Source organism: Frigidibacter sp. (assembly GCF_030695035.1).
Lineage (GTDB): Bacteria > Pseudomonadota > Alphaproteobacteria > Rhodobacterales > Rhodobacteraceae > Frigidibacter.
This window is the reverse complement of the sequence record NZ_JAUYTT010000010.1, coordinates 41,689-61,800: the sequence shown is the minus strand read 5'-3', so window position 1 is coordinate 61,800 and position 20,112 is coordinate 41,689. Positions and strand designations below refer to the sequence as shown.

At 65.7% G+C, this 20,112-nt stretch carries 17 protein-coding genes; 10 read left to right on the top strand and 7 right to left on the bottom strand.

What is annotated here, in order from left to right:
- Positions 1 to 50: 50 nt before the first annotated feature.
- The gene (locus tag Q8S30_RS09450; protein ID WP_305665775.1) at positions 51 to 431 is read right to left on the bottom strand and encodes a cupin domain-containing protein; all 381 of its coding nucleotides are present in this window, start codon (positions 429 to 431) and stop codon (positions 51 to 53) included.
- 622 nt (positions 432 to 1,053) lie between these two features.
- Between Q8S30_RS09450 and Q8S30_RS09445 the strand changes: the two genes are divergently transcribed.
- A complete protein-coding gene (locus Q8S30_RS09445; protein ID WP_305665774.1) occupies positions 1,054 to 4,242 on the top strand; it encodes an autotransporter domain-containing protein in 3,189 nt (1,062 codons plus the stop codon).
- 115 nt (positions 4,243 to 4,357) lie between these two features.
- Entirely contained in the window at positions 4,358 to 5,128 is a 771-nt protein-coding gene (locus Q8S30_RS09440) for a DeoR/GlpR family DNA-binding transcription regulator (protein WP_305665773.1), read from the top strand.
- Between the two features lie 26 nt (positions 5,129 to 5,154).
- On the opposite strand, the gene Q8S30_RS09435 is transcribed toward Q8S30_RS09440, so the two are convergent.
- The 5 genes from Q8S30_RS09435 to Q8S30_RS09415 form a co-directional block, all read right to left on the bottom strand.
- Positions 5,155 to 5,814 carry an aspartate/glutamate racemase family protein gene (locus Q8S30_RS09435; RefSeq protein WP_305665772.1) on the bottom strand — a complete coding sequence of 220 codons (660 nt, stop codon included), beginning with the start codon at positions 5,812 to 5,814 and terminating at the stop codon, positions 5,155 to 5,157.
- 5 nt (positions 5,815 to 5,819) lie between these two features.
- The gene (locus tag Q8S30_RS09430) at positions 5,820 to 6,656 is read right to left on the bottom strand and encodes an ABC transporter permease (RefSeq protein WP_305665771.1); all 837 of its coding nucleotides are present in this window, start codon (positions 6,654 to 6,656) and stop codon (positions 5,820 to 5,822) included.
- Positions 6,656 to 7,519, bottom strand: coding sequence for an ABC transporter permease (locus tag Q8S30_RS09425; protein WP_305665770.1), 864 nt, complete (start codon positions 7,517 to 7,519; stop codon positions 6,656 to 6,658). Before Q8S30_RS09425 ends, Q8S30_RS09430 begins: the two co-directional genes overlap by 1 nt.
- Before the next feature lie 62 nt (positions 7,520 to 7,581).
- Complete coding sequence (locus Q8S30_RS09420) at positions 7,582 to 8,847, bottom strand: PotD/PotF family extracellular solute-binding protein (protein WP_305666055.1); 1,266 nt, start codon at positions 8,845 to 8,847, stop codon at positions 7,582 to 7,584.
- A gap of 39 nt (positions 8,848 to 8,886) precedes the next feature.
- Positions 8,887 to 9,864: an ABC transporter ATP-binding protein gene (locus Q8S30_RS09415; protein ID WP_305665769.1), complete on the bottom strand. Its 978-nt coding sequence runs from the start codon at positions 9,862 to 9,864 to the stop codon at positions 8,887 to 8,889.
- 237 nt (positions 9,865 to 10,101) lie between these two features.
- Here Q8S30_RS09415 and Q8S30_RS09410 point away from each other — a divergent pair, with 237 nt between their 5' ends.
- Entirely contained in the window at positions 10,102 to 10,815 is a 714-nt protein-coding gene (locus tag Q8S30_RS09410) for a GntR family transcriptional regulator (protein WP_305665768.1), read from the top strand.
- Positions 10,816 to 10,826: 11 nt separating this feature from the next.
- Entirely contained in the window at positions 10,827 to 11,648 is an 822-nt protein-coding gene (locus tag Q8S30_RS09405; protein WP_305665767.1) for a GNAT family N-acetyltransferase, read from the top strand.
- 6 nt (positions 11,649 to 11,654) lie between these two features.
- Here Q8S30_RS09405 and Q8S30_RS09400 read toward each other — a convergent pair whose 3' ends face one another.
- Positions 11,655 to 12,566, bottom strand: coding sequence for a LysR family transcriptional regulator (locus tag Q8S30_RS09400; RefSeq protein WP_305665766.1), 912 nt, complete (start codon positions 12,564 to 12,566; stop codon positions 11,655 to 11,657).
- A gap of 149 nt (positions 12,567 to 12,715) precedes the next feature.
- Between Q8S30_RS09400 and Q8S30_RS09395 the strand changes: the two genes are divergently transcribed.
- The 6 genes from Q8S30_RS09395 to Q8S30_RS09370 are packed head-to-tail and all read left to right on the top strand — an operon-like array spanning position 12,716 to position 20,057.
- On the top strand, positions 12,716 to 13,684 hold the full coding sequence (locus tag Q8S30_RS09395; protein WP_305665765.1) for an ABC transporter permease: 969 nt from the start codon (positions 12,716 to 12,718) through the stop codon (positions 13,682 to 13,684).
- A complete protein-coding gene (locus Q8S30_RS09390; protein WP_305665764.1) occupies positions 13,681 to 14,574 on the top strand; it encodes an ABC transporter permease in 894 nt (297 codons plus the stop codon). The genes Q8S30_RS09395 and Q8S30_RS09390 overlap by 4 nt, the downstream gene beginning before the upstream one ends.
- Positions 14,571 to 15,551, top strand: a complete 981-nt coding sequence (locus Q8S30_RS09385; RefSeq protein ID WP_305665763.1) for an ABC transporter ATP-binding protein — start codon at positions 14,571 to 14,573, stop codon at positions 15,549 to 15,551. Before Q8S30_RS09390 ends, Q8S30_RS09385 begins: the two co-directional genes overlap by 4 nt.
- Positions 15,548 to 16,585 carry an ABC transporter ATP-binding protein gene (locus Q8S30_RS09380; protein ID WP_305665762.1) on the top strand — a complete coding sequence of 346 codons (1,038 nt, stop codon included), beginning with the start codon at positions 15,548 to 15,550 and terminating at the stop codon, positions 16,583 to 16,585. Before Q8S30_RS09385 ends, Q8S30_RS09380 begins: the two co-directional genes overlap by 4 nt.
- Positions 16,586 to 16,602: 17 nt before the next feature.
- Positions 16,603 to 18,174, top strand: coding sequence for an ABC transporter substrate-binding protein (locus Q8S30_RS09375; protein WP_305665761.1), 1,572 nt, complete (start codon positions 16,603 to 16,605; stop codon positions 18,172 to 18,174).
- Complete coding sequence (locus Q8S30_RS09370; RefSeq protein ID WP_305665760.1) at positions 18,171 to 20,057, top strand: CocE/NonD family hydrolase; 1,887 nt, start codon at positions 18,171 to 18,173, stop codon at positions 20,055 to 20,057. The genes Q8S30_RS09375 and Q8S30_RS09370 overlap by 4 nt, the downstream gene beginning before the upstream one ends.
- Positions 20,058 to 20,112 lie beyond the last annotated feature (55 nt).

Genomic DNA, 20,112 nt, shown 5'->3' with positions numbered 1-20,112 from the left:
GCGTTGCTCACACGCCGCCCCGCCCCAACGGCGGTTCACGGCAGAACCACCTACCGGTTGGGCAGAGCGACCGAGTTCTTTGCAGTGTCACTGCCCATATAGACCGCAAGGATGCGCACCGGGCCACTGCCCGTATTGCTGCCGTTATGCGGCCAGTTGACGGCTTCGAGAAGCGCATCCCCGGCCACGTAGACGCGAAGGCCCTTGGTGCCGTAATCGACCGTCAACTCCCCCTCCAGCACCTGGGCGAAGAAAGGGACCTCGTGTTGATGCCATCCGGTCGAAACGCCCTCTTCCAGATGCACGATGACGGCCGTCACTGTGGCCGTCCCCCCAGGATACACCAAAGGCTGACCGATCACGTCGGTCGAGGTCTGCAAGATCGGCTCGACCGTCGGCATCATGCGCTGCGGCTGTTCGGCGGGTGCCATGCTGCAAGCGAAAAGCAAGCTGCCGGCCAAACCGCCAGCCAGCCGCAACCTTGCCCATCTCGTCGTCATCAGTGCCTCTCCCCCTCGTTCGCCCCCGCTGCCATGCTACAGGGTCTCCGCCGGGCTACACACGCCAAAATCACGCCCTGCCTCCGAAAGCATCAAGCGGACAAGCAGCTGTTTCCGCGCAGCCGAAGGCCACGATCCGGTGTCCGGCGGCGGGCGTTTATGGACGCGCTTTAGGGAGTTGAACCACCGAGCATCATGGTTTCAGGACCAGAGCAGCGCATCGCTCCTACGACAATGGCCCTTTACGGCTTCTTGCCCGGAATGATGATGCGAGGACATCATCTTCGGTCACATCGGTCACGCGCTCGGTACCGTGGGCATGGGCTACATCCTTACCACCGCATCCAGCGCGGCTTTCGGGGTGTGGGAATGGAGCTTGGCCACACCAAAGGCCAGATGACGGCAGTTCATGATAGCTGGTTCCAAAATGTAGTACGAATTACAAAATTTCTCAAAATGTCATCAAAGTTACAATTTGATCGCCCAGTATCCCTCGTGTGCCACCCCCCGGCGCCTGCTGCCACTCTCACCCAGCCACATCACGTAGGATCCCATGTCCAATCCCATCTCCCCCATGCGGCGGAACCGCTTCCGCCCGCTCTCCTCGGTGCGCGCCCTGCTGCTGTGCGGCGCCGCCACCCTCACCCTGCTGCCCAGCCTCGGCCATGCCGAAACCGATGGCTCGCTGCGCGTCCTGACCTTCAACACCTGGGGCGACCAGTTCCGCAACAACCTCGACGCCATCATGCCGCTGTTCACCGATGGCGGCTATGATATCATCGCGTTTCAGGAGCTTGGCAGCACCGCCTATCTCAGCGGCCTGCAGCAACGGCTGCGCGACGCGGGCATGGGCGAGTATACCTACGTCAAGAGCGGCGACACCGGCATCCTGACGCGCGTTCCCGGCGCACTTGGCGCTAACACCCTTGGCGACTCCGTCGCCTATGTGACGACCGATGCCGCGGGCGGCACGCCCGAGACGGTGTTCGGCTCGGTCCATCTAAACTATTATGACACCTCCGACGCCCGCCTGAACGAGATCGCCGGGATCACCACCTGGGCGAAATCCACCAACCGCTCTGTCGTGCTGGTCGGCGATTTCAACGCCGGTGACGTGTCCGAGCGCGGCCTGAACCGCGCCAGCCAACAAAAGCTGATTCTTCAGAACTACCTGCGGTCCGGCAACGCCTTCTACGGCACGCTGCTGGAGCAATATGCCGTCGATCCCGAAGCGATGACCAAATTCATCGCCGAGCACTCGGGCGAGCGGCTGTCGCTGGACGACATCCCCGACGACCTGTTCGCAGATGAGATGTACCCGGTCGAGGACAACATTCCCGTCTCGATGAACAAGCTGAAACGCGACTTCATCTTGCTGCAGACCGAAGAGAAGCGGGAGCTGTTCGCCCCCCACGAGCTCGGCGATGGCAAGACCACCTGGACCTCGGTCGAAGAAGACCACACCAATACCTGGCCCAGCTGGGACCGCGTCGTGATCGACCATTTCATCGCCTCGCGCCCCTTCGGCAAATGGTGGAAGATCGTCGATGACGCTGCCGACGACTATACCGGCGTGCTGGACCAGACCGACGTGACCGACAGCGGCAAGGCCTTCTCCGACCACGAGCTTGTTGCGCATGATCTGGCTTGGGTTGGCCCGAAGCTCGACTATTACGACAACGCCGAAGGCACCGAGGAAACCCGCCTTGTCTGGAGCGAGGAGGCCACTGTCTTCGAGGAGCACGAGGGCGAGTTCTACCTGACGCGCAACAACATGCGCACCGACGTCTATCTGGGGCAGGTCTCGGACGAGAACGGCAACCCGATCCTCGACTGGCTAACCGAAGACGAGAAGAAGACCCTGCTGGACTGCACCAGCACCGATGCGCGCCTGCAAGACGCCATCATCGACTACTGCATCGACGATCACAGCTTCATCTCGGAAACGCTGGTGGCCGATGGCGGCACCGTGCGCGTCGATGAAGACGCCGCCCTTGGCAATTCGGACGCGGCACTGCGGCTGAACGACGGCGGGCTTGCAGTTTCGGGCACCGCCATGACCTCGCTGAACCGCGAAGTCAGCCTTGAAGGCACCGGCGGCTGGCTGGATATCCGCGAGGCGAATGCCACCGTGTTCGCCCTGCAGGATATCTCGGGCACGGGCGCGCTGGACAAGCGCGGGAACGGCACCTTGGTTCTGGAGGCTGACAACAGCTACACCGGGGCCACGCAGGTCAGCAAAGGCCTGCTGGTCGTCAACGGCTCCATTGCGAACTCGCAGCAGGTGACCGTCGGCGACGGCGCGGCCATCGGCGGGTCCGGCACGGTCGGCTCGCTGACCCTTGGCAGCGGCGCCACGCTGGCAGCCGGCAACAGTATCGGCGCCCTGACCGTCGACGGCGATCTGGCCTTTGCCGCCGGGTCGTCCTTCGAGATCGAGGTGAATGCCGCGGGCGAGTCGGACGTGGTGAATGCCACCGGCAACATCGCCATTGCGGGTGGCTCTGCCTTCGCGCTGGCAGCGCCGGGCGACTACAAGCCCTTCACCGACTACACCGTGCTGACCGCTGGCGGCACCGTGACCGGGCAGTTCGACAGCGTCACCTCGTCGCTGGCCTTCCTCGATGCCTCGCTCAGCTATGGCACCAGCGACGTGTCGCTGACGCTGGAGCGGAACGACACCGCCTTTGACCAGGTGGCAAAGACCGCCAACCGCCGGGCAACCGCCGGCGGTGTGGAAAGCCTCGGCTACGGCAATGCGCTCTACAACGAAGTGGTCATGCTGGATGCCGGCACTGCGGATACCGCGTTCGACGATCTGTCGGGCGAGCTTCATGCCGCGACGCTGACGACGCTGGCCGAGCAGAGCAACACCCTGCGCGGCGTGGCCCTGGGCCAGATGCGCAACTTCGCCGGTGGCGACAAGGCGCAGTTCTGGATGCAGACCTATGGCGGCGCTTCGCAGGCCGAAGCGGATGACCTGCACCAGCTGAACTCGTCGAACTTCGGCACGCTGGTCGGCGTGAACGGGATGCTCGACAGCGGCTGGACCTATGGCGCGATGGCGGGCTACGGCCAGTCCGAGGCGCGGCTCAGCGGCGCGGACAGCGACGCCGATACGCAGGACGTGAACCTTGGCGTCTTCGGGGGCCGGGCCTTCGGGGCTGCGCATGTCACCGCGGGCCTGACCTGGACCAACAGCCAGATCGACAGCACCCGCGGCGTGGATTTCGGTGGCTTTGCCGACACTTTGACCGCCGATTACAGCGCCAACACCACACAGGTCTTTGCCGAGCTCGCCTATGACTTCGCCATGGGCAGCACGGTTCTGCAGCCCTATGCCGGCATCGCCCATATCGCGGTGAAGACCGACGGCACGACCGAAGACGGCGGCGCCGCTGCGCTAAAGATCGCCGGCAACGACTATGAGGCCACGATCACCGAGCTTGGGGTGCGGGCCGAAAGCCTGCTGACCCAAGGTGCGACGCCGATCCGTCTGTCGGGCGAGCTTGGCTGGCAGCATGTGCTTGACGCCAGCAACCCGACCGCCGACATGGCCTTTGCCGGGGGCTCTTCCTTCGGGATCGACGGGGCCGGTCTACCCGAAGATCTGTTCAAGGTGAACCTCTCGGTCGCGGCCGAACTGACCGAGCAGACTTCTCTTCAGGTCGGCTACACCGGCAGCTTTGGCGATGCGGGCCACGGCAACAGCCTTGGCGCAACGCTGCGGGTCAACTTCTGAAGCCACTGAACGCTGAAATGGGCTGCGGCAGGAGACTGTCGCAGCCCATTTTCTTGCAAGATGACCGGCAGGCGGTAAAACCACTGGATGAAAAGGTGACATGGTAGCGCGACACATGGAAATCGAAGACAAGAAGAGCTTCCGGCACCGGCTGCTGATGGAGCAGATTGTGGCGCAGCGCTACATCTCGCTGGATGAGGTGTCGCGCCGCTTCGCCGTCACTACCCAGACAGCTCGGCGCGACATCATGGAGCTGGAAAAACAGGGCAAGCTGCGGCGCCTGCATGGCGGCGCGATGATCGCCAATTCCATCGAACCCAGCGAGCTGCGCAGCCGCCGCGTCCGCAATGCCCAGGCCAAGGAACGGATCGGCGCCTGCGTCGCTGATCTGATCGACGATGGCGCCTCGGTCTTCCTCGACACCGGGTCAACCTGCGAGGCGATCGCGCGGGCCATCGTCTGCCGCAAGAACCTGCGCGTGGTCAGCTACAGCCTGCGCATCGCGGCCTATCTGAGCGAGGTCACCGATTTTATCATCGCCGTTCCGGGCGGCTTTGTGCGCCATGTCGATGGTGGCGTCTTTCAGGAAAAGACGCCCTCGTTCATCTCGGGTTTCAAGTTCGACATGGCCATCGTCTCGGTCTCGGGCGTGGATGACGAGGGCGATCTGTGCGACGACGATCAGGGCGAAGTGGAGGCAGTGCGGTCAGCAATGGGCCAAGCGCAGAAGGTCCTTCTGGCAGTGGACAGCAGCAAGTTCGGGCATCGCGGCCATGTGCGCCTTGGCTCACTGAGCGAGATTGACCTGCTGGTGTCCGATGCAGAACCGGCCGAGCCCATCGCCGCCGCAGCCCGTCTGGGCGGGGTCACCTTCCACCGGGCCTGAGCAGCTGGCCGTACCGCTGAGCAGCTTCAAGATCGCCGCGCCTGAGCCGCCAGCGGTCTTGCCAGACGTGTGGCGGCCGCGACGCCGTCAATCACCGCGAGGCTGGTCCGGCTGCTCAGATCCGTGGCCAAAGGGCCCATGCCGGCGCAGCCAAGAACGACCCCGGAAATGCCATCCAGCAAACCGGCCTGCCGGATCTCCTGATCCAGCCGCGCGACGGTGGCGGGGCTGGCCTCGTCCACCTCCAGCACGCCAAGCCCGGTGGCGCGGACCCGGGCAACCTGACCCGCAAAGCCATAGGCGGCGATGTTGGCGGCGATGACCGGCACCGATACCTGCAGCGTTGTCACCACCGACACGCGGTGGCCGAGCAGGGCCGCCATGTGGAACGCCGCCTGGCCGATGCCGATCACAGGGCAATGCGCCCGTGCCCGGATCTCTGCCAGCCCGGTATCGTCAAAACAGCCGATGACGAGCGCGTCAGCGCCCGCCTCGCGCGCCGCGGGCAGCATGGCCAGCAGACCCACGACCGCCGCCGCGCCATCCTCGGGCCCCTGGATCGCGGGGGGGCCGCCGGTGTTTGTCCAGCCAGTAATCTGCGCCTCGGGATCGGTGGCGCGGGCGACCGCCACCATGGCCTCCGTCATGGCTACGGTGGAATTGGGGTTCAGGAACAGCAGGTTCACGGGGGCTATACCGCCCGCCCGGCATCCGACCGCCGCCGCGCCCGCCGCCGGTTCATGACCACTGCCGTCACTAGAAACACGCCGATGATGACCAGCGAGAACAGCGTGGTCAACGTGCCAAGCGCGAAGATCACCGGGGTGGTGACATTGGTGGTCATCCCGAAAATCTCCAGCGGCAGGGTGTTGTAGCTGCCCGCGGTCAGCAGGGTGCGCGCAAACTCGTCATAGGACAGGGTGAAACCGAAGAGGCCGACCCCGATCAGCGAGGGCGCGATGATCGGCAGCACCACATGCTGCAGGGTCTGCCAAGGCGACGCACCCTGATCGCGGGCGGCTTCCTCATAGGCGCTGTCGAAGCGGTTGAAGACCGCGAACATGATCAGAAGGCCAAAGGGCAGCGTCCATGTCAGCTGCGCGCCAAATCCCGACCCGGCCCAGTGGACGGGCAGGCCCGCCTGGCTGAACATCAGCCCCACCCCCAGCGAGATCAGGATCGAGGGGATCACCAGGCTGGCGATGACCAGCTGGAACAGCAGGGCCGAGCCGCGGAACCGCTTGCGGAACGCCAGCCCGCCCATGACCGACACCACCAGCGTCGTGGCCATGACCATCAACCCCAGCACCAGCGACCGGCTGAAGGATCCCCAGATATCGCCGACCTGCTGCTGCTCGAACAGCTGGCGGAACCAGTGCAGCGAGGTGCCGCGCATCGGGAAGGTCAACCCGCCGGAGGGGCCCTGAAACGACAGGATGCCGATGGTGATCGTCGGGCCATAGAGGAAGATCAGGAACAGCCCGAAAACGAGCGACAGCCAGTAGAACGAACGCGGGCGGCGATCCATCACAGTTCCTTCCGGATATCGACAAGGCGCAGCAGCGCGGTGATCACCAGCAGCACCGTCACCAGCAGCACGATGGCCGTCGCCGCCGCCGAGGGGTATTGCAGCAAGGCGATGTCATTGGAGATCAGCCGGCCCACATTGGCGGACTGCGAGCCCGACATGAACCGCACCGTGATGAAGTCGCCCATCACCAGCGTGACCACGAAGATCGTGCCGATCATGATGCCGGGCTTGGTCAGCGGGATGATGACATTGACCAGCGTCTGAAAGCCGGTGGCGCCGGCGTCGTTCGCGGCCTCCAGCAGGCTGCGGTCGATGCGCATCATGGTGTTGAAGATCGGCACCACCATGAACAGCGTGTAAAGATGCACGAAGGCCAGGATCACGGCGAAGTCGGAGAACAGCAGCCATTCCAGCGGCGCGTCGATCAGGCCCCAGTCCATCAGCGTCGAATTGGCGATGCCGTTGCGGCCCAGGAACGGGATCCAGCTGATCATGCGGATGATGTTCGAGGTCAGAAACGGGATGGTGCAGAGCAGGAACAGCATGGTCTGCCATGTCTGGCTGCGCACATGGAAGGCCAGGAAATAGGCGATGGTGAAGCCAAGCGTCAGGGTGATGGCCCAGGTGATCGCGGCATATTTGAAGGTGTTGAGGAACACCCGGTAAGTCACTGACGAGCCGAACAGAAATTCGTAATTCTCGAATGAGAAGGCGGGGACGATGGCGAACTCGGTCGCCGTCCAGAAGCTGATGACCGCGATCATCACGATCGGCAGGATCAGGAACACCGCCAGCACCAGCGCCACCGGGCTGGCCAGCAGCCAGCCTGTCACATGCGGGGATTTCAAAAGGCGCTGCATGGCGGATGCTCCGGGGATGGGGGGAAGGCAGGGGCCGCGCGGGCCCCTGCCGGGTCAGCGCCTCAGGCGGCGATGAATTCGTTCCACTTGCGGACCATGTACTGGTTTTCGTCCATGACAGAGTTCCAGCAGGCCACGCGGCCCATCCGTTCCTCGAAGGCGCCGCCGTCGCGCACATCGCCGGTGGTCGCCAGCACGTCGCCGGTGGGCGAGGTGATGTCACCTTCCGCGGCCTTGCCCTCGAACCAGTAGCCCCACTCGTCGGCGCTCATGAACTCTTTCGAGGTTTCGGGAACGGCCGAGTAATAGCCCTGCCGCATCAGATAGCCGCCGACCCAGCCCGACAGGTACCAGTTGATGTAGTCATAGGCCGCATCCAGCTCCATCCCCGACAGGCTCGACGACAGGCCGATGCCGCCGCCCCAGCTGCGATAGCCCTCTTTCAGCGGCTGATAGACGCAAGGAATGCCCCGCGATTTCACCGCGGTGATGGCGGGCGACCACATCGACTGGATCACCACCTCGCCCGAGGCCATCAGGTTCACGCTTTCGTCGAAGGACTTCCAGAAGGCGCGGAACTGGCCGGCGCGCTTGGCTTCGGTGAAGATCGCCATGGTCTGGTCGATCTCTTCCCGTGTCATGTTGCCCTTGTCGCCATAGGCGATCTCGCCCATCGCCTCGCAGACCATCGCCATGTCCATGATGCCGATGGAGGAAATGTCGAGCAGGCTGGCCTTGCCCTTGAACTCGGGGTTCAGCAGCTCGGCCCAGCTGTCGATCGGGCGGCCGATCAGGTCGGGGCGGATGCCCAGCGTGTCGGCGTTGTAGATCGTCGGGATCAGCGTCATCCAGCCGGATTCATTATCCGCAAAATCGGTCCCGCCGGGGCCAGAGGTGAAGCCGACGGTGTGCGGCGCGGTGCCTTGGGCGATCACCGACTCGGGCGTCAGCTTGCCATTGCGGAAGATGCCGACGATCTTGTCGTAATTGGCGATCTTCGAGGTATCCATCGCCTGCAGGTTGCCGGTCGGCCAGACCTTCTTGCAGATCCAGTATTCGATATCGGCGATGTCGAAGCTGCCCGGCTGGGTCGCGGCCCGCTGGGTGACGGCGTCGCTGTCGAGCGCGGTCATTTCCAGCGTGAAACCGAGGTCTTCCTTCACCTTCATCGCCACGTCATTAAGGTTCGACACCCCGGTGCCGAACTGGCGCAGGGTGATGTCCTTGATCTCTTGCGCCCAGATTATCGGCGCCGCGAGGGTGCTGGCCGCCACGGCGCCTGCGCCCGTCTTCAGGATCGCGCGGCGGCTATACCGCATCTTGCTCATGCTCATGTCTTGGTCCCTTCTGATGTTTGAAATGTGCTTTCAGGCGGTCAGCGCGTGCAGGTCGCTGTCCTGCCAGCCAAGCCGGACGGATTCGCCCGGCGATTTGGGGGCGGCGAAGAACTCCGCTTCGGGGATCACGGCCAGAATGTCCTGATCCCCGGCCGCGCGGGCGGTTACGGCGACATGGGTGCCTTGGTACTCGACCGACTGAACGACCGCCTCGGTGCCCTCGGCCGACAGGCGCACGGCATCGGCGCGCAGGGCAAACAGGCCCTGCGGCAAAGCCAGCACGTTATGCCCGCCCATGAAGCGCGCGACAAAGGCGGTCCGCGGGGCGTTGAACACCTCGCGCGCGGGGCCGGCCTGCTCGATCTTGGCCTTGTTCATCACCACCACCTCGTCCGACAGCGCCAGCGCCTCATCTTGCCCGTGGGTGACATGGATGAAGGTGATACCAAGCTCTCGCTGGATCCGCTTCAACTCTGCCCGCATCCGGATGCGCAGGAACGGGTCGAGCGCCGACAGCGGCTCATCCAGCAGCAGCACCTGCGGGTTGGTGATCAGCGCCCGGGCCAGCGCCACGCGCTGCTGCTGCCCGCCCGACAGCTGCGCCGGCAGCCGGTCTCCATAGGCAGACATGTCCACCAGCTCCAGCATCTCACCCGCGCGGGCCCGGCGCTTGGCCGCATCCTCGCCCTTCATCTTCAGGCTGAAGGCGACGTTGTCGGTAACGGTCAGGTGCGGGAACAGCGCGTAGGACTGGAACATCATCGCCGTGCCGCGTTTGGCCGGCGGCAGCGCCGACACGTCACGCCCGCCCAGAACGATGGCGCCGTCGGTCACGCTTTCATGCCCCGCGATCATCCGCAGGGTCGAGGATTTGCCGCAGCCCGAGGGGCCCAGCAGGCAGATATAGGTGTTGCCCTGAAACAGATGCGTCACCGCATCCACGGCCACCGCCCCGCCCGGGTAGCGTTTGGACACGTTCACCAGTTCGATATCGTCGCCGCTGCGCATCTGGTCCCCTTTCGGCTTTGTCCCATGATGGGCAAGGTTCTGCGATGCAGCGGCAAGAACCTGCGGGCCGCGGGGCAGACATCCGCAAATTGATGAAAATTGACGCAGCTGCGCGGGCCGCCGCTGCAGATCTAATACAAGATTGTATACGATCACCGCGACGATCCCCCGCGCCCGCCGCCCCTTGTCTGTGCGCGCGGAACGGCAGAGACTCGGGGCATGACGACAGGCAGGCTGATGACCGAGGCAACAGACGATACGAGTATCCCGCAGACGCCGTCCCTTGGCGGCAGCGCCCATGTTGCCGAGAAGCTGGCGCTGGCGATCCATGAGCACCGGATCCTCCCCGGAACCAAACTGTCCGAGGATGAGGTGGGCGAGGTCTTCGGCGTCAGCCGCACCGTGGTGCGCGCCGCCCTGCAGCAGCTGTCGCATGACCAGCTGATCACGCTGAAACGCAACCGCGGCGCCTTTGTCGCGCAGCCCAGCATCCATGAGGCGCGCGAGGTGTTCGAGGCCCGCGCCCTGTTGGAGCCGCGCACCGCAAGGTCAGCGGCCGAGCGGACCACCGCCGCCGACATGGTCCGGCTGCAGACGCATATCGACGCCGAACATGCCGCGCTGGCGGCGGGCGATGTCGGCCGCGCAGTCTATCTGTCGGGCCAGTTCCATATCGAGATCGCCCGCATCGCCCAGCAGGACACGATCCGCGAGTTCATCACCCAGCTGGTCGCGCGGTCCTCGTTGATCATCGCGCTCTATTGGCAGCGGCGCAGCGCGCTGTGCGAAAGCCACGCCCATAACGCGCTGATGCGGGCGCTGGTGGCGCATGACGGTACGCTGGCGGAGGAGGTGATGCAGGGCCACCTGCTGGATCTGGTGTCTTCGCTGGACCTGCAGAACCGGGCCGCCACGCCACGTTCGTTGCATGAGGTGTTTGGGACGCGATGATCTTGCGGCAGATGACCCTGAGCGATCTGGAAACCGTGCTGGACTGGGCCGCGGCGGAGGGGTGGAACCCCGGGCTGGAGGATGCAGCGGCGTTCTGGGCTGCCGATCCGGACGGGTTCTTTCTGGCAGAGCAGGATGGCAGGCTCGCCGCCGCGATATCCGTGGTCAACCATGACGCGGATCACGCCTTCCTCGGCCTCTACATCTGCCATCCCGATTTCCGCGGGCAAGGGATTGGCCTTGCGCTGTGGACCCACGCCCTGAGCCATGCCGAAACACGCAGCATTGGGCTGGACGGTGTGCCAGCACAGCAGGCCAATTACGCCCGCGCGGGGTTCGTCGCCACGGGCAGCACGCTGCGGCTGGAGGGTTCGGTCCGCCCTGCCCCGTGGGCGCAAGATCCGCCGCCGCGCTTGTCCGAACCCGGCGGCCATGCAGCGCTGCTGGCGCTGGACCGCGCCGCTTTGGGCCACGCGCGGCCGGCCTTCCTGTCCAACTGGATCACACAGACGCCGACGCGCCGCACTGTCGTGGCAAACGGGCCTGAAGGTCCCGTGGGCTTTGCGACGGCCCGCCTGTGCCGGTCGGGCGGCAAGATCGGCCCGGTCATCGCGCCTGACACCGCCACCGCCCTCGCGTTGATCGCCGGCGCGGCGCAGGCGCTGGATCTGGACCGGATCGCCGTCGATGTGCCGCAGCAGAACGCGGCGCTGCTGGAGGCGCTCGACGCGGCCGGGTTCGTCGAAACGTTCCGCACTGCCCGCATGGTCCGCGGCACCCCGCCGGTGCAATCCGGCAGCTTGCAGGCCGTGGCGACGCTGGAACTTGGCTAGCAGCTCTCAGCCGGACGCCTCCTCGGACAGCAGGCTGCGGAAGCGGGCGATGCTGGTTTCCATGAACTGCCGCGCAATTTCTGTCGGCGGGACGCCATCTGTCACGGCAAAGGCGAAGCGGTGCAGGAGCCGTTCCTGCAGCGGGCGGATCTCGATGGGCAGGTGCGCGAAGTCGCGCGCCATCAGCTCGTTGACCAGCGTCACGCCAATGCCGCGCGCCGCCAGCGCGCAGGCCGATTGCACTGAATGCGCCTCGACCCGGACCAGCGGGCGCAGGCCAACCTCCCAGAACGCCTCGTCGATATCGCGCCGCGGCAGGCGCATCCGTCCAAGCAGGATCAGCGGAACCGCATGAAGGTCGCCGACCGACACGGCCTCGCGCGCGGCCAGCGGGTGGCCGCGCGGCATCACGCAGACGGTCGGCACCTCGATCACCGGGGTGGTGACAAGGCCGGTGCGCTGCGTGGGCATCCGCAGGAAGCCGATCTCGGCGCGTTCATCCAGCACCATCCGCTCGATCGTGTCATACGCGCCGGTATGCAGCTCGACCTGCACCCTCTCATTCCGCTCCAGAAACTCCGCCAGGATCGTCGGCACGATTGACATGGTCAGGCTGGCGGGAAAGGCGACGCGCAGCATCTCTGTCGCGTAGTTGCCGGCCTTCAGCTCGCCCGCCCGCTGCGTCAGCCGCGCGCCGTGATCGACAAGCCCGGCGATCTGGCCCTGCAGCAGCCGGTTCTCGCGCGTCGCGATCAGCCGGCCGCGGTCGCGCACGAACAGCGGCAGGCCGAGCTCTTCCTCCAGCTGCGCGATGCGGCGGCTGACGGCGGATTGCGACAGGCCAAGCGCCTCGGCAGCGGCCTGGGTCGTGCCCTTCTCGACCACGGCGCGGAACGTCTCTAGCAGGCTGAAGTGCATCTATGCGAATCCGTCATAGGTCAAGCGGTGTCTCTCATAGTGTTGCATAGCTGCGAATCGTTCTGCAATGTCGGGCTGCAACGGGAAGGTAACAACCAAATGGCATCCACTCGGGCGTCGGCGCAGCAGCGTCAACGGGCGGTCAGTCTATGACCGTCTTCATCCTCCGGCGACTGATCCAGGCCGTGATCGTGCTGCTGGTCACGTCCGTGATCGTCTTCCTTGGCGTCTATGCCATCGGCGATCCGCTGGAGATCTTGCTGCCCGGCGATGCCACGGCGGCAGAACGCGCGCAGGTCGCGGCCTCGCTGAACCTCGATGCACCGCTGCCGCTGCAATATGTGACCTTCCTGACCTCGGCGCTGACCGGGGATTTCGGCAATTCCTTCGTCTTCAACCGCCCTGCCCTGACGGTGATCTTCGAGAGGCTGCCGGCGACGCTGGAGCTGACGATCACCGCGCTGGTCCTGTCGCTGGTGATCGGCCTGCCGCTGGGGCTGTGGGCGGGCACGCGGCCCGGCACGCTGGTCGATGAAAGCGTGATGACCGGGTCCATCCTTGGCTTTTCGCTGCCGAATTTCTGGCAGGGCATGATGCTGGTGATGATCTTCTCGGTCTGGCTGGGCTGGCTTCCCTCCACCGGGCGCGGCGATACAGGCACCATCCTTGGCATCCGCACCAGCTTTGCCACCTGGGACGGCGTCACCCACCTGATCCTGCCGGCGACCAACCTTGCGCTGGCGCAGATCGCGCTGGTGATCCGGCTGACGCGCACCGGCGTGCAGGAAACCATGCCGCTGGACTTCGTGAAATTCGCCCGCGCGCGGGGGCTGAGTGAGCGGCGGATCCTGTTCGTGCATGTGTTCAAGACCATCCTGATCCCCATCGTCACGGTGATCGGGGTGGAGTTCGGATCGCTGATCGCCTTCGCCGTGGTGACCGAGACGATCTTTGCCTGGCCCGGCGTCGGCAAGCTGATCATCGACAGCATCAACGCGCTCGACCGGCCGGTGGTGGTCGCCTACATCTTGGTCATCGTGGCGATGTTCATCGTCATCAACTTCCTTGTCGACGTGCTCTATTCGCTGCTCGACCCGCGGATCAGGGGGCGGGCATGATCGGCGCGCTTCTGACCGGCGAAACGATGTTCGCCCGCATCCTGCGCGGCATCCTTGCCAGCCCCAAGGCCACCGCCGCCGCGCTGGTCTGCCTAACCTTGGTGGCCGCCGCGCTGCTGGCGCCGGTGATCGCGCCGCAAGACCCCTATGACCTTGGCGCCATCGACTTCTTCGACAGCCGCCTGCCGCCCGGCAGCGAAAGCCTGTCGGGCATGACCTTCTGGCTCGGCACCGATACCCAGGGCCGCGACATGCTGTCGGCCATGCTCTACGGGCTGCGCACCAGCCTTGCGGTCGGACTCACCTCCGGCTTGCTGGCGCTGCTGGTGGGAACGACGCTTGGCCTGATCGCCGCCTATATGGGCGGGCGCATGGATGCCTTCATCATGCGGTTTGTCGACCTGATGCTGGGCTTCCCGACCATCCTTGTGGCGCTGATGATCCTCGTGGTCTTTGGCCAGGGCACATGGAAGGTGATCCTTGCGCTGGTTTTCGTGCAATGGGCCTACTTCGCCCGGGCCGTCCGCGGCGCGGCGCTGGTGGAGACGGGCAAGGACTATGTCGAGGCGGCGCGCTGCCTTGGCCTCTCGTCCACCCGCATCCTTGCGGCGCATATCCTGCCCAACTGCCTGCCACCGCTGATCGTGATCGGCACGATCCAGGTGGCCAATGCCATCGCCGCCGAGGCGACGCTGTCCTTCCTCGGGATCGGGCTGCCGATCACCGAACCCTCGCTCGGCCTGCTGATCGCCAATGGCTATCAGGTGCTGCTGGCGGGGCTTTACTGGATGAGCGTCTATCCGGGGCTGTTGCTGCTCGCCATCGTCTTCTCGGTCAATATCGTCGGGGACCGGCTGCGCGAAGTGCTGAACCCGAGGCTGGAAACATGACCGCACCGCTGCTGAAGGTCCAAGGGTTGAAGACCTGGTTCGACACGCCAAGGGGCATGGTCAAGTCCGTGGACGGGGTGGATCTGGAGCTGCGCCGGGGCGAGATCCTCGGGCTCGTCGGCGAAAGCGGATCGGGCAAGTCCGTCACCGGGTTTTCGCTGATCGGGCTGGTGGATGCGCCCGGCCGCGTGGTGGATGGGCGGATCGACTTCAAGGGCGAGGATCTGCGCGCAGCCTCACCCGCGCGGCTGCGGGAGCTGCGCGGCGACCGGATCGCCATGATCTTTCAGGACCCGATGATGACGCTGAACCCGGTGCTGCGCATCGGCACCCAGATGATCGAGACGGTGCGCGCCCACCGCAAGGTCAGCCGCGCCGAGGCCCGCGCCAAGGCCGTCGAGGCGCTTGGCAAGGTCGGCATCCCGCGCCCGGCAGAACGGATCGACGCCTATCCGCATGAGTTTTCGGGCGGGATGCGGCAACGGGTGGCCATCGCCATCGCCCTGCTGCACGAGCCTGACCTGATCATCGCCGATGAGCCCACCACCGCGCTGGATGTCACCATCCAAAGCCAGATTCTTGCCGAGGTGCAGAAGCTGGCAGCCGAGATGGGGATGGGGCTGATCTGGATCAGCCATGATCTTGGCGTCGTCGCCGCGCTCGCGCAGCGGGTGGCGGTGATGTATGCAGGCCGGATTGTTGAGCGAGGCACCATCGATGAGGTGCTGGACACCCCGCGCCACCCCTATACCGCCGGCCTGATCGGCTCGACCCCGATGGCGAATGTGAGGGGGCGGCCGCTGCGGCAGATCCCCGGCTCCGCCCCTCCGCCGCTTGGCCGACCCGAGGGCTGCCCCTTCCGCCCCCGCTGCGCCCATGCCACCGACATATGCCGGACGGAACCGGCCGAGACGCTGGCGGGCGGGCATGGCTGGCGCTGCTTCCATCCGCTGCAAGACGCCGAGGTGCGCCCATGACCGACACACCTCCGGCCGCCCGCGCCGTCGCGGTGACCAAGCGCTTTCAGCGCAAGACCGATTTTGCCGACCGGCTGGCGATCCGGCTCGGGCTCGCCTCGCCGCCCCCGGCCGTCCACGCGCTCGATGCGGTGGACCTCGAGGTGCGCAAGGGCGAGGTCGTGGGGCTCGTGGGCGAATCCGGCTGCGGCAAGTCCACCCTTGGCCGCGTCATCGCCGGGATGCTGCCGCCCACCTCAGGCCATGTCGAGCATGACGGCAAGGACATCGCCCAGCTTCGGGGCAAGGCGGCGCGCGACATGCGGCTTGCCACGCAGATCATCTTTCAAGACCCAATGTCCTCGCTCAACCCCCGCAAGCGGGTGCGCGAGATCATCGGCGAGGCGCCGCGCGTCCACGGGCTGGTGCCCCGGGCCGGGACGCGCAAGCTGGTCGAGGATCTGCTGGCCCGTGTCGGCCTCGATCCGGCGATGGCGGATCGCTACCCGCACCAGTTTTCCGGCGGGCAACGCCAGCGCATCGGCATTGCGCGCGCATTGGCCGTGAACCCCGATTTCCTGATCTGCGATGAAAGCATCGCCGCGCTCGACGTGTCGATCCAGGCGCAGGTCATCAACCTCTTCATGCAGCTGCGCGCCGAACTGGGCCTGACGCTGCTGTTCATCAGCCATGACCTGTCGGTGGTGCGCCACATCTCGGACCGCGTGGTGATCATGTATCTGGGCCGGGTGGTCGAAGAGGCCCCGACCGATGCGATCTTCGACACGCCGCGGCACCCCTACACCGAGGCGCTGCTGCACGAGATCCCGCGGCTGGACCGGCGGGCCCGCAGCTTCTCGCCGGTGAAGGGCGAGATCCCCTCACCGGTGAACCCGCCTTCGGGCTGCCATTTCCACCCGCGCTGCCCCTTCGCGATGGAGATCTGCAGCACAACGCGCCCGCCGCTGGTGGGCGTCGCCGACGGGCACCGCGCCGCCTGCCACCTGAATGGCGGGCAGGGGCGGCTGCCGCTTGAGACCCAAACACAACAATGACAACAGGGAGACTACCGATGACCCCCATGAGATCCGCCGCCCTCGCGGCGCTGCTGTGCGGAACGGCCCTGCCTGCGCTGGCGCAGGACCTGACCATCGGCCGGTCGAGCGAGCAATCCTCGATCGACCCGCAATTCTCGCGTACCGGCAACAACCAGATGACCTCGACCATGATCTTCGGGCGCCTGGTGGAGTTCGATGCGAACCTGCAGGTCAGCCCCGGCTTGGCCGAAAGCTGGCAGAACATCGATCCCACGACGTGGGAGATCAAGCTGCGCGAGGGTGTCACCTTCCACGACGGCAGCCCCTTCACCGCCGATGACGTGATCTACTCGCTGGAGCGGGCGGATGAGGTGCCGAACTCGCCGGCGCCCTATACCGACCAGGTGTCTGCCGTGGCGGGCATGGAAAAGGTCGATGACCTGACCATCCACATCACCACCAACGATCCTGCGCCGACGCTGATGGAAGATATCGGCCGGGTGTTCATCATCTCGAAAGCCGCCACCGAAGGCCGCTCCAGCGAGGATTTCATGACCGCCGAAGTTGCTGTCGGCACCGGACCCTACAAGTTCGTGTCCTGGACCCCGGGCGAAGCGCTGGACCTGCAGGCCTATGACGGCTTCTACGGCGACGCGCCCGAGTTCAAGGATGTCGAGGTCCGCTTCATCTCGAACGATGCCGCGCGGGTAGCAGCCCTGCTGTCGGGCGCGGTGGACGTGATCGACGCGGTGCCGCCGACCGACGTGGCCACGATCAAGAACAGCGAAGGCTTCAACATCTATTCGGCGCAATCGGGCCGGATCATCTATCTGGGCCTGTCGATGCGCGGCGATACCGCCCCGGGAGTGACCGACCTGAACGGCGAGCCGCTGGCCGAGAACCCCTTCAAGGACCCGCGGGTGCGCAAGGCGGTGTCGCTGATGATCGACCGGCAGCTGATCGTGGACCGCATCCTTGGCGGATCGGGCGTGCCAGCGGGGCAGCTGGTGCCCGAGGTGCTTGGCGGCCATGCCGCTGACGTGACCCCCGACCAGCCCGATCCGGAACAGGCCCGCGCGCTGCTGGCCGAGGCCGGGTATCCCGAAGGCTTCGGGATCACCATTTCCTCCTCGAACGACCGCTTCCCCGGCGATGCCGATCTGGCGCAGGCGCTTGGCCAGATGCTGACCCGCGGCGGGCTGAAGGTGACCGGCGTGCAGGTCTTCCCCTACAACGTCTATTCCAAGGCGGCGACGGCGGGCGACTACGGCGCGTTCGTATTCTCGCTCGGCTCGTCCACCCCCACCTCGGGGCCGAGCCTGCAAGCGCTGCTGCACAGCTATGATAAGGAGGCCGGTGTCGGCGCCTTCAACCGCGTCCGCTTCTCGAACCCCGAATTCGACGCGGCCGTCAACGCCGCCAATCAGGAGTTCGACGAGGCCACGCGCATCACCATGCTGGAAGACGCAACGCGCCTTGTCTTCGCCGAAACCCCGGTCGTGCCGCTCTACTGGCAGGTGATTCACTGGGGGATGCGCGACGGGCTGGAAATCTCGGCGGGCCTGTCCGAAGACACACTGCCCCAATACGTGCGGAGCGTGGAATGAACTTGCAGGTCGCCCTCTCGCCCGCGGAGCCGGTGGAAGACGGCATCGTCGTCCATCGTGATGTGATGATCCCGATGCGCGACGGTGTGCATCTTGCCACCGACATCTACCGCCCGGCGAAGGGCGGCCGCCCCCTGGAGGCACCGCTTCCGGTGATCTTCGAACGCACGCCCTATGACAAATCAGGCACGCCGCGGACAGAGCTGTCCGTGGCGCGCCCCATCCCCTACAGCCGGCCCGAGCTGGCACGGCTGCTGGTGCGCGAGGGGTATATCGTCATCTGGCAGGATTGCCGGGGGCGCTATGGATCTGAAGGCGCGTTCACCAAATATGTGAACGAGGCCGAGGACGGTTATGACTCCATGGTCTGGATCGACGCGCAGCCCTGGACAAAGCGCATCGGCACCATGGGCCTCAGCTATGATGCGCATGTGCAGATGGCGCTGGCCTGCCTCAACCCGCCGGGCCTTGCCTGCATGGCGGTGGATTCGGGCGGCTTTTCCAACGCCTTCACCTGCGGCATCCGCCAAGGCGGCGCGCTGGAGATGAAGCAGGCGACCTGGGCCTATAACCGCGCGATGGAAAGCCCGGCTGCCGTGGCCGACCCCGCCATCCTGCGCGCCATCGAGGCCGAGGATCTGCGCGGCTGGATGGCGCGGACGCCCTGGACCCGCGGCCGCTCCCCCGTGAAATGGGATCCGGATTATGAGGCCTATCTGCTGGACCAGTGGCAGCACGGCACCTTCGACGATTTCTGGAAGAAGACCGGGCTCTGGGCCGCGGGGTATTACGACACCTTCCCCAAGGTGCCGATCATCTTCATGTCGAGCTGGTATGATGCCTATGTGCAGACCACGCTGGAGAACTACACCGGCATGAAGGGCGATGCCGCCCGGCCGCTGACGCTGATCATGGGGCCCTGGACCCATGGCAACCGGTCCGAAAGGGTGTTCGGCGATGTGGATTTCGGCCCCGATGCGACCTTTGACGGGCAGGTGGACAGCGACTGGCTCGCCTACCGGCTGAAGTTCTTCGCGCGTTGGCTGAAGGATGAGCCAGCGCCGGTGCTGGACGGGCAGGTGCATCTGTTCGTGATGGGCGGCGGATCCGGGCGCAAGACGGCGGACGGGCATCTGGACCACGGCGGGCGCTGGATCGAGACGACCGACTGGCCCGTGCCAGAAGCCGTGCCGCTGACCCTGCATCTGCGTGCAGACATGAGCCTTGGCGCCAATGCGGGCGCGGATGCCGTGCTGTCCTACGACTATGACCCCCGCAGTCCGGTGCCGACCATCGGCGGCTCGCTGACCTCGGGCGAGCCGATCTTCGCGGGCGGCGGCTTCGATCAGGTGGAGGCGGAGGGGATCTTTGGCTGCACGGCGCCGGGGATGCCGCTGACGGCGCGGGCGGACGTGCTGAGCTTCGAGACGGCGCCCTTGGCCGAAGACATGGTCATCGCCGGCCCGGTGACGGTGACCTTGCGGGTCTCGACCGATGCGCCCGATACCGACTTCACCGCCAAGTTGGTCGATGTCTACCCGCCCTCGACCGACTATCCGCGCGGCTATGCGCTGAACATCACCGACGGCATCTTCCGGGTGCGCTATCGCAAGGGGTTCGACGCGCCGGAACTGGTCGGCGCGGAGGAAGGGGCCTTCGACATCACCATCACCCCCTTCGCCACGGCCAACCGCTTTGCCAAGGGGCACCGGATCCGGCTGGACATCTCGTCCTCGAACTTCCCCAAATACGACATCAACCCCAATACCGGCGAGCCCGAGGGCACGTCGCGCCGCACCCGCGTCGCGGTGAACAGCCTTCATCTGGGTATGGGGGCAGGAAGCCATCTGCAGCTGATGCTGCTGCAGGACCGGGGGGACTGACGGCAAGCTCAGCACAGTCGGCCCGGCTGGTTTCAGCTTGGCGCCGGGCGCGAGC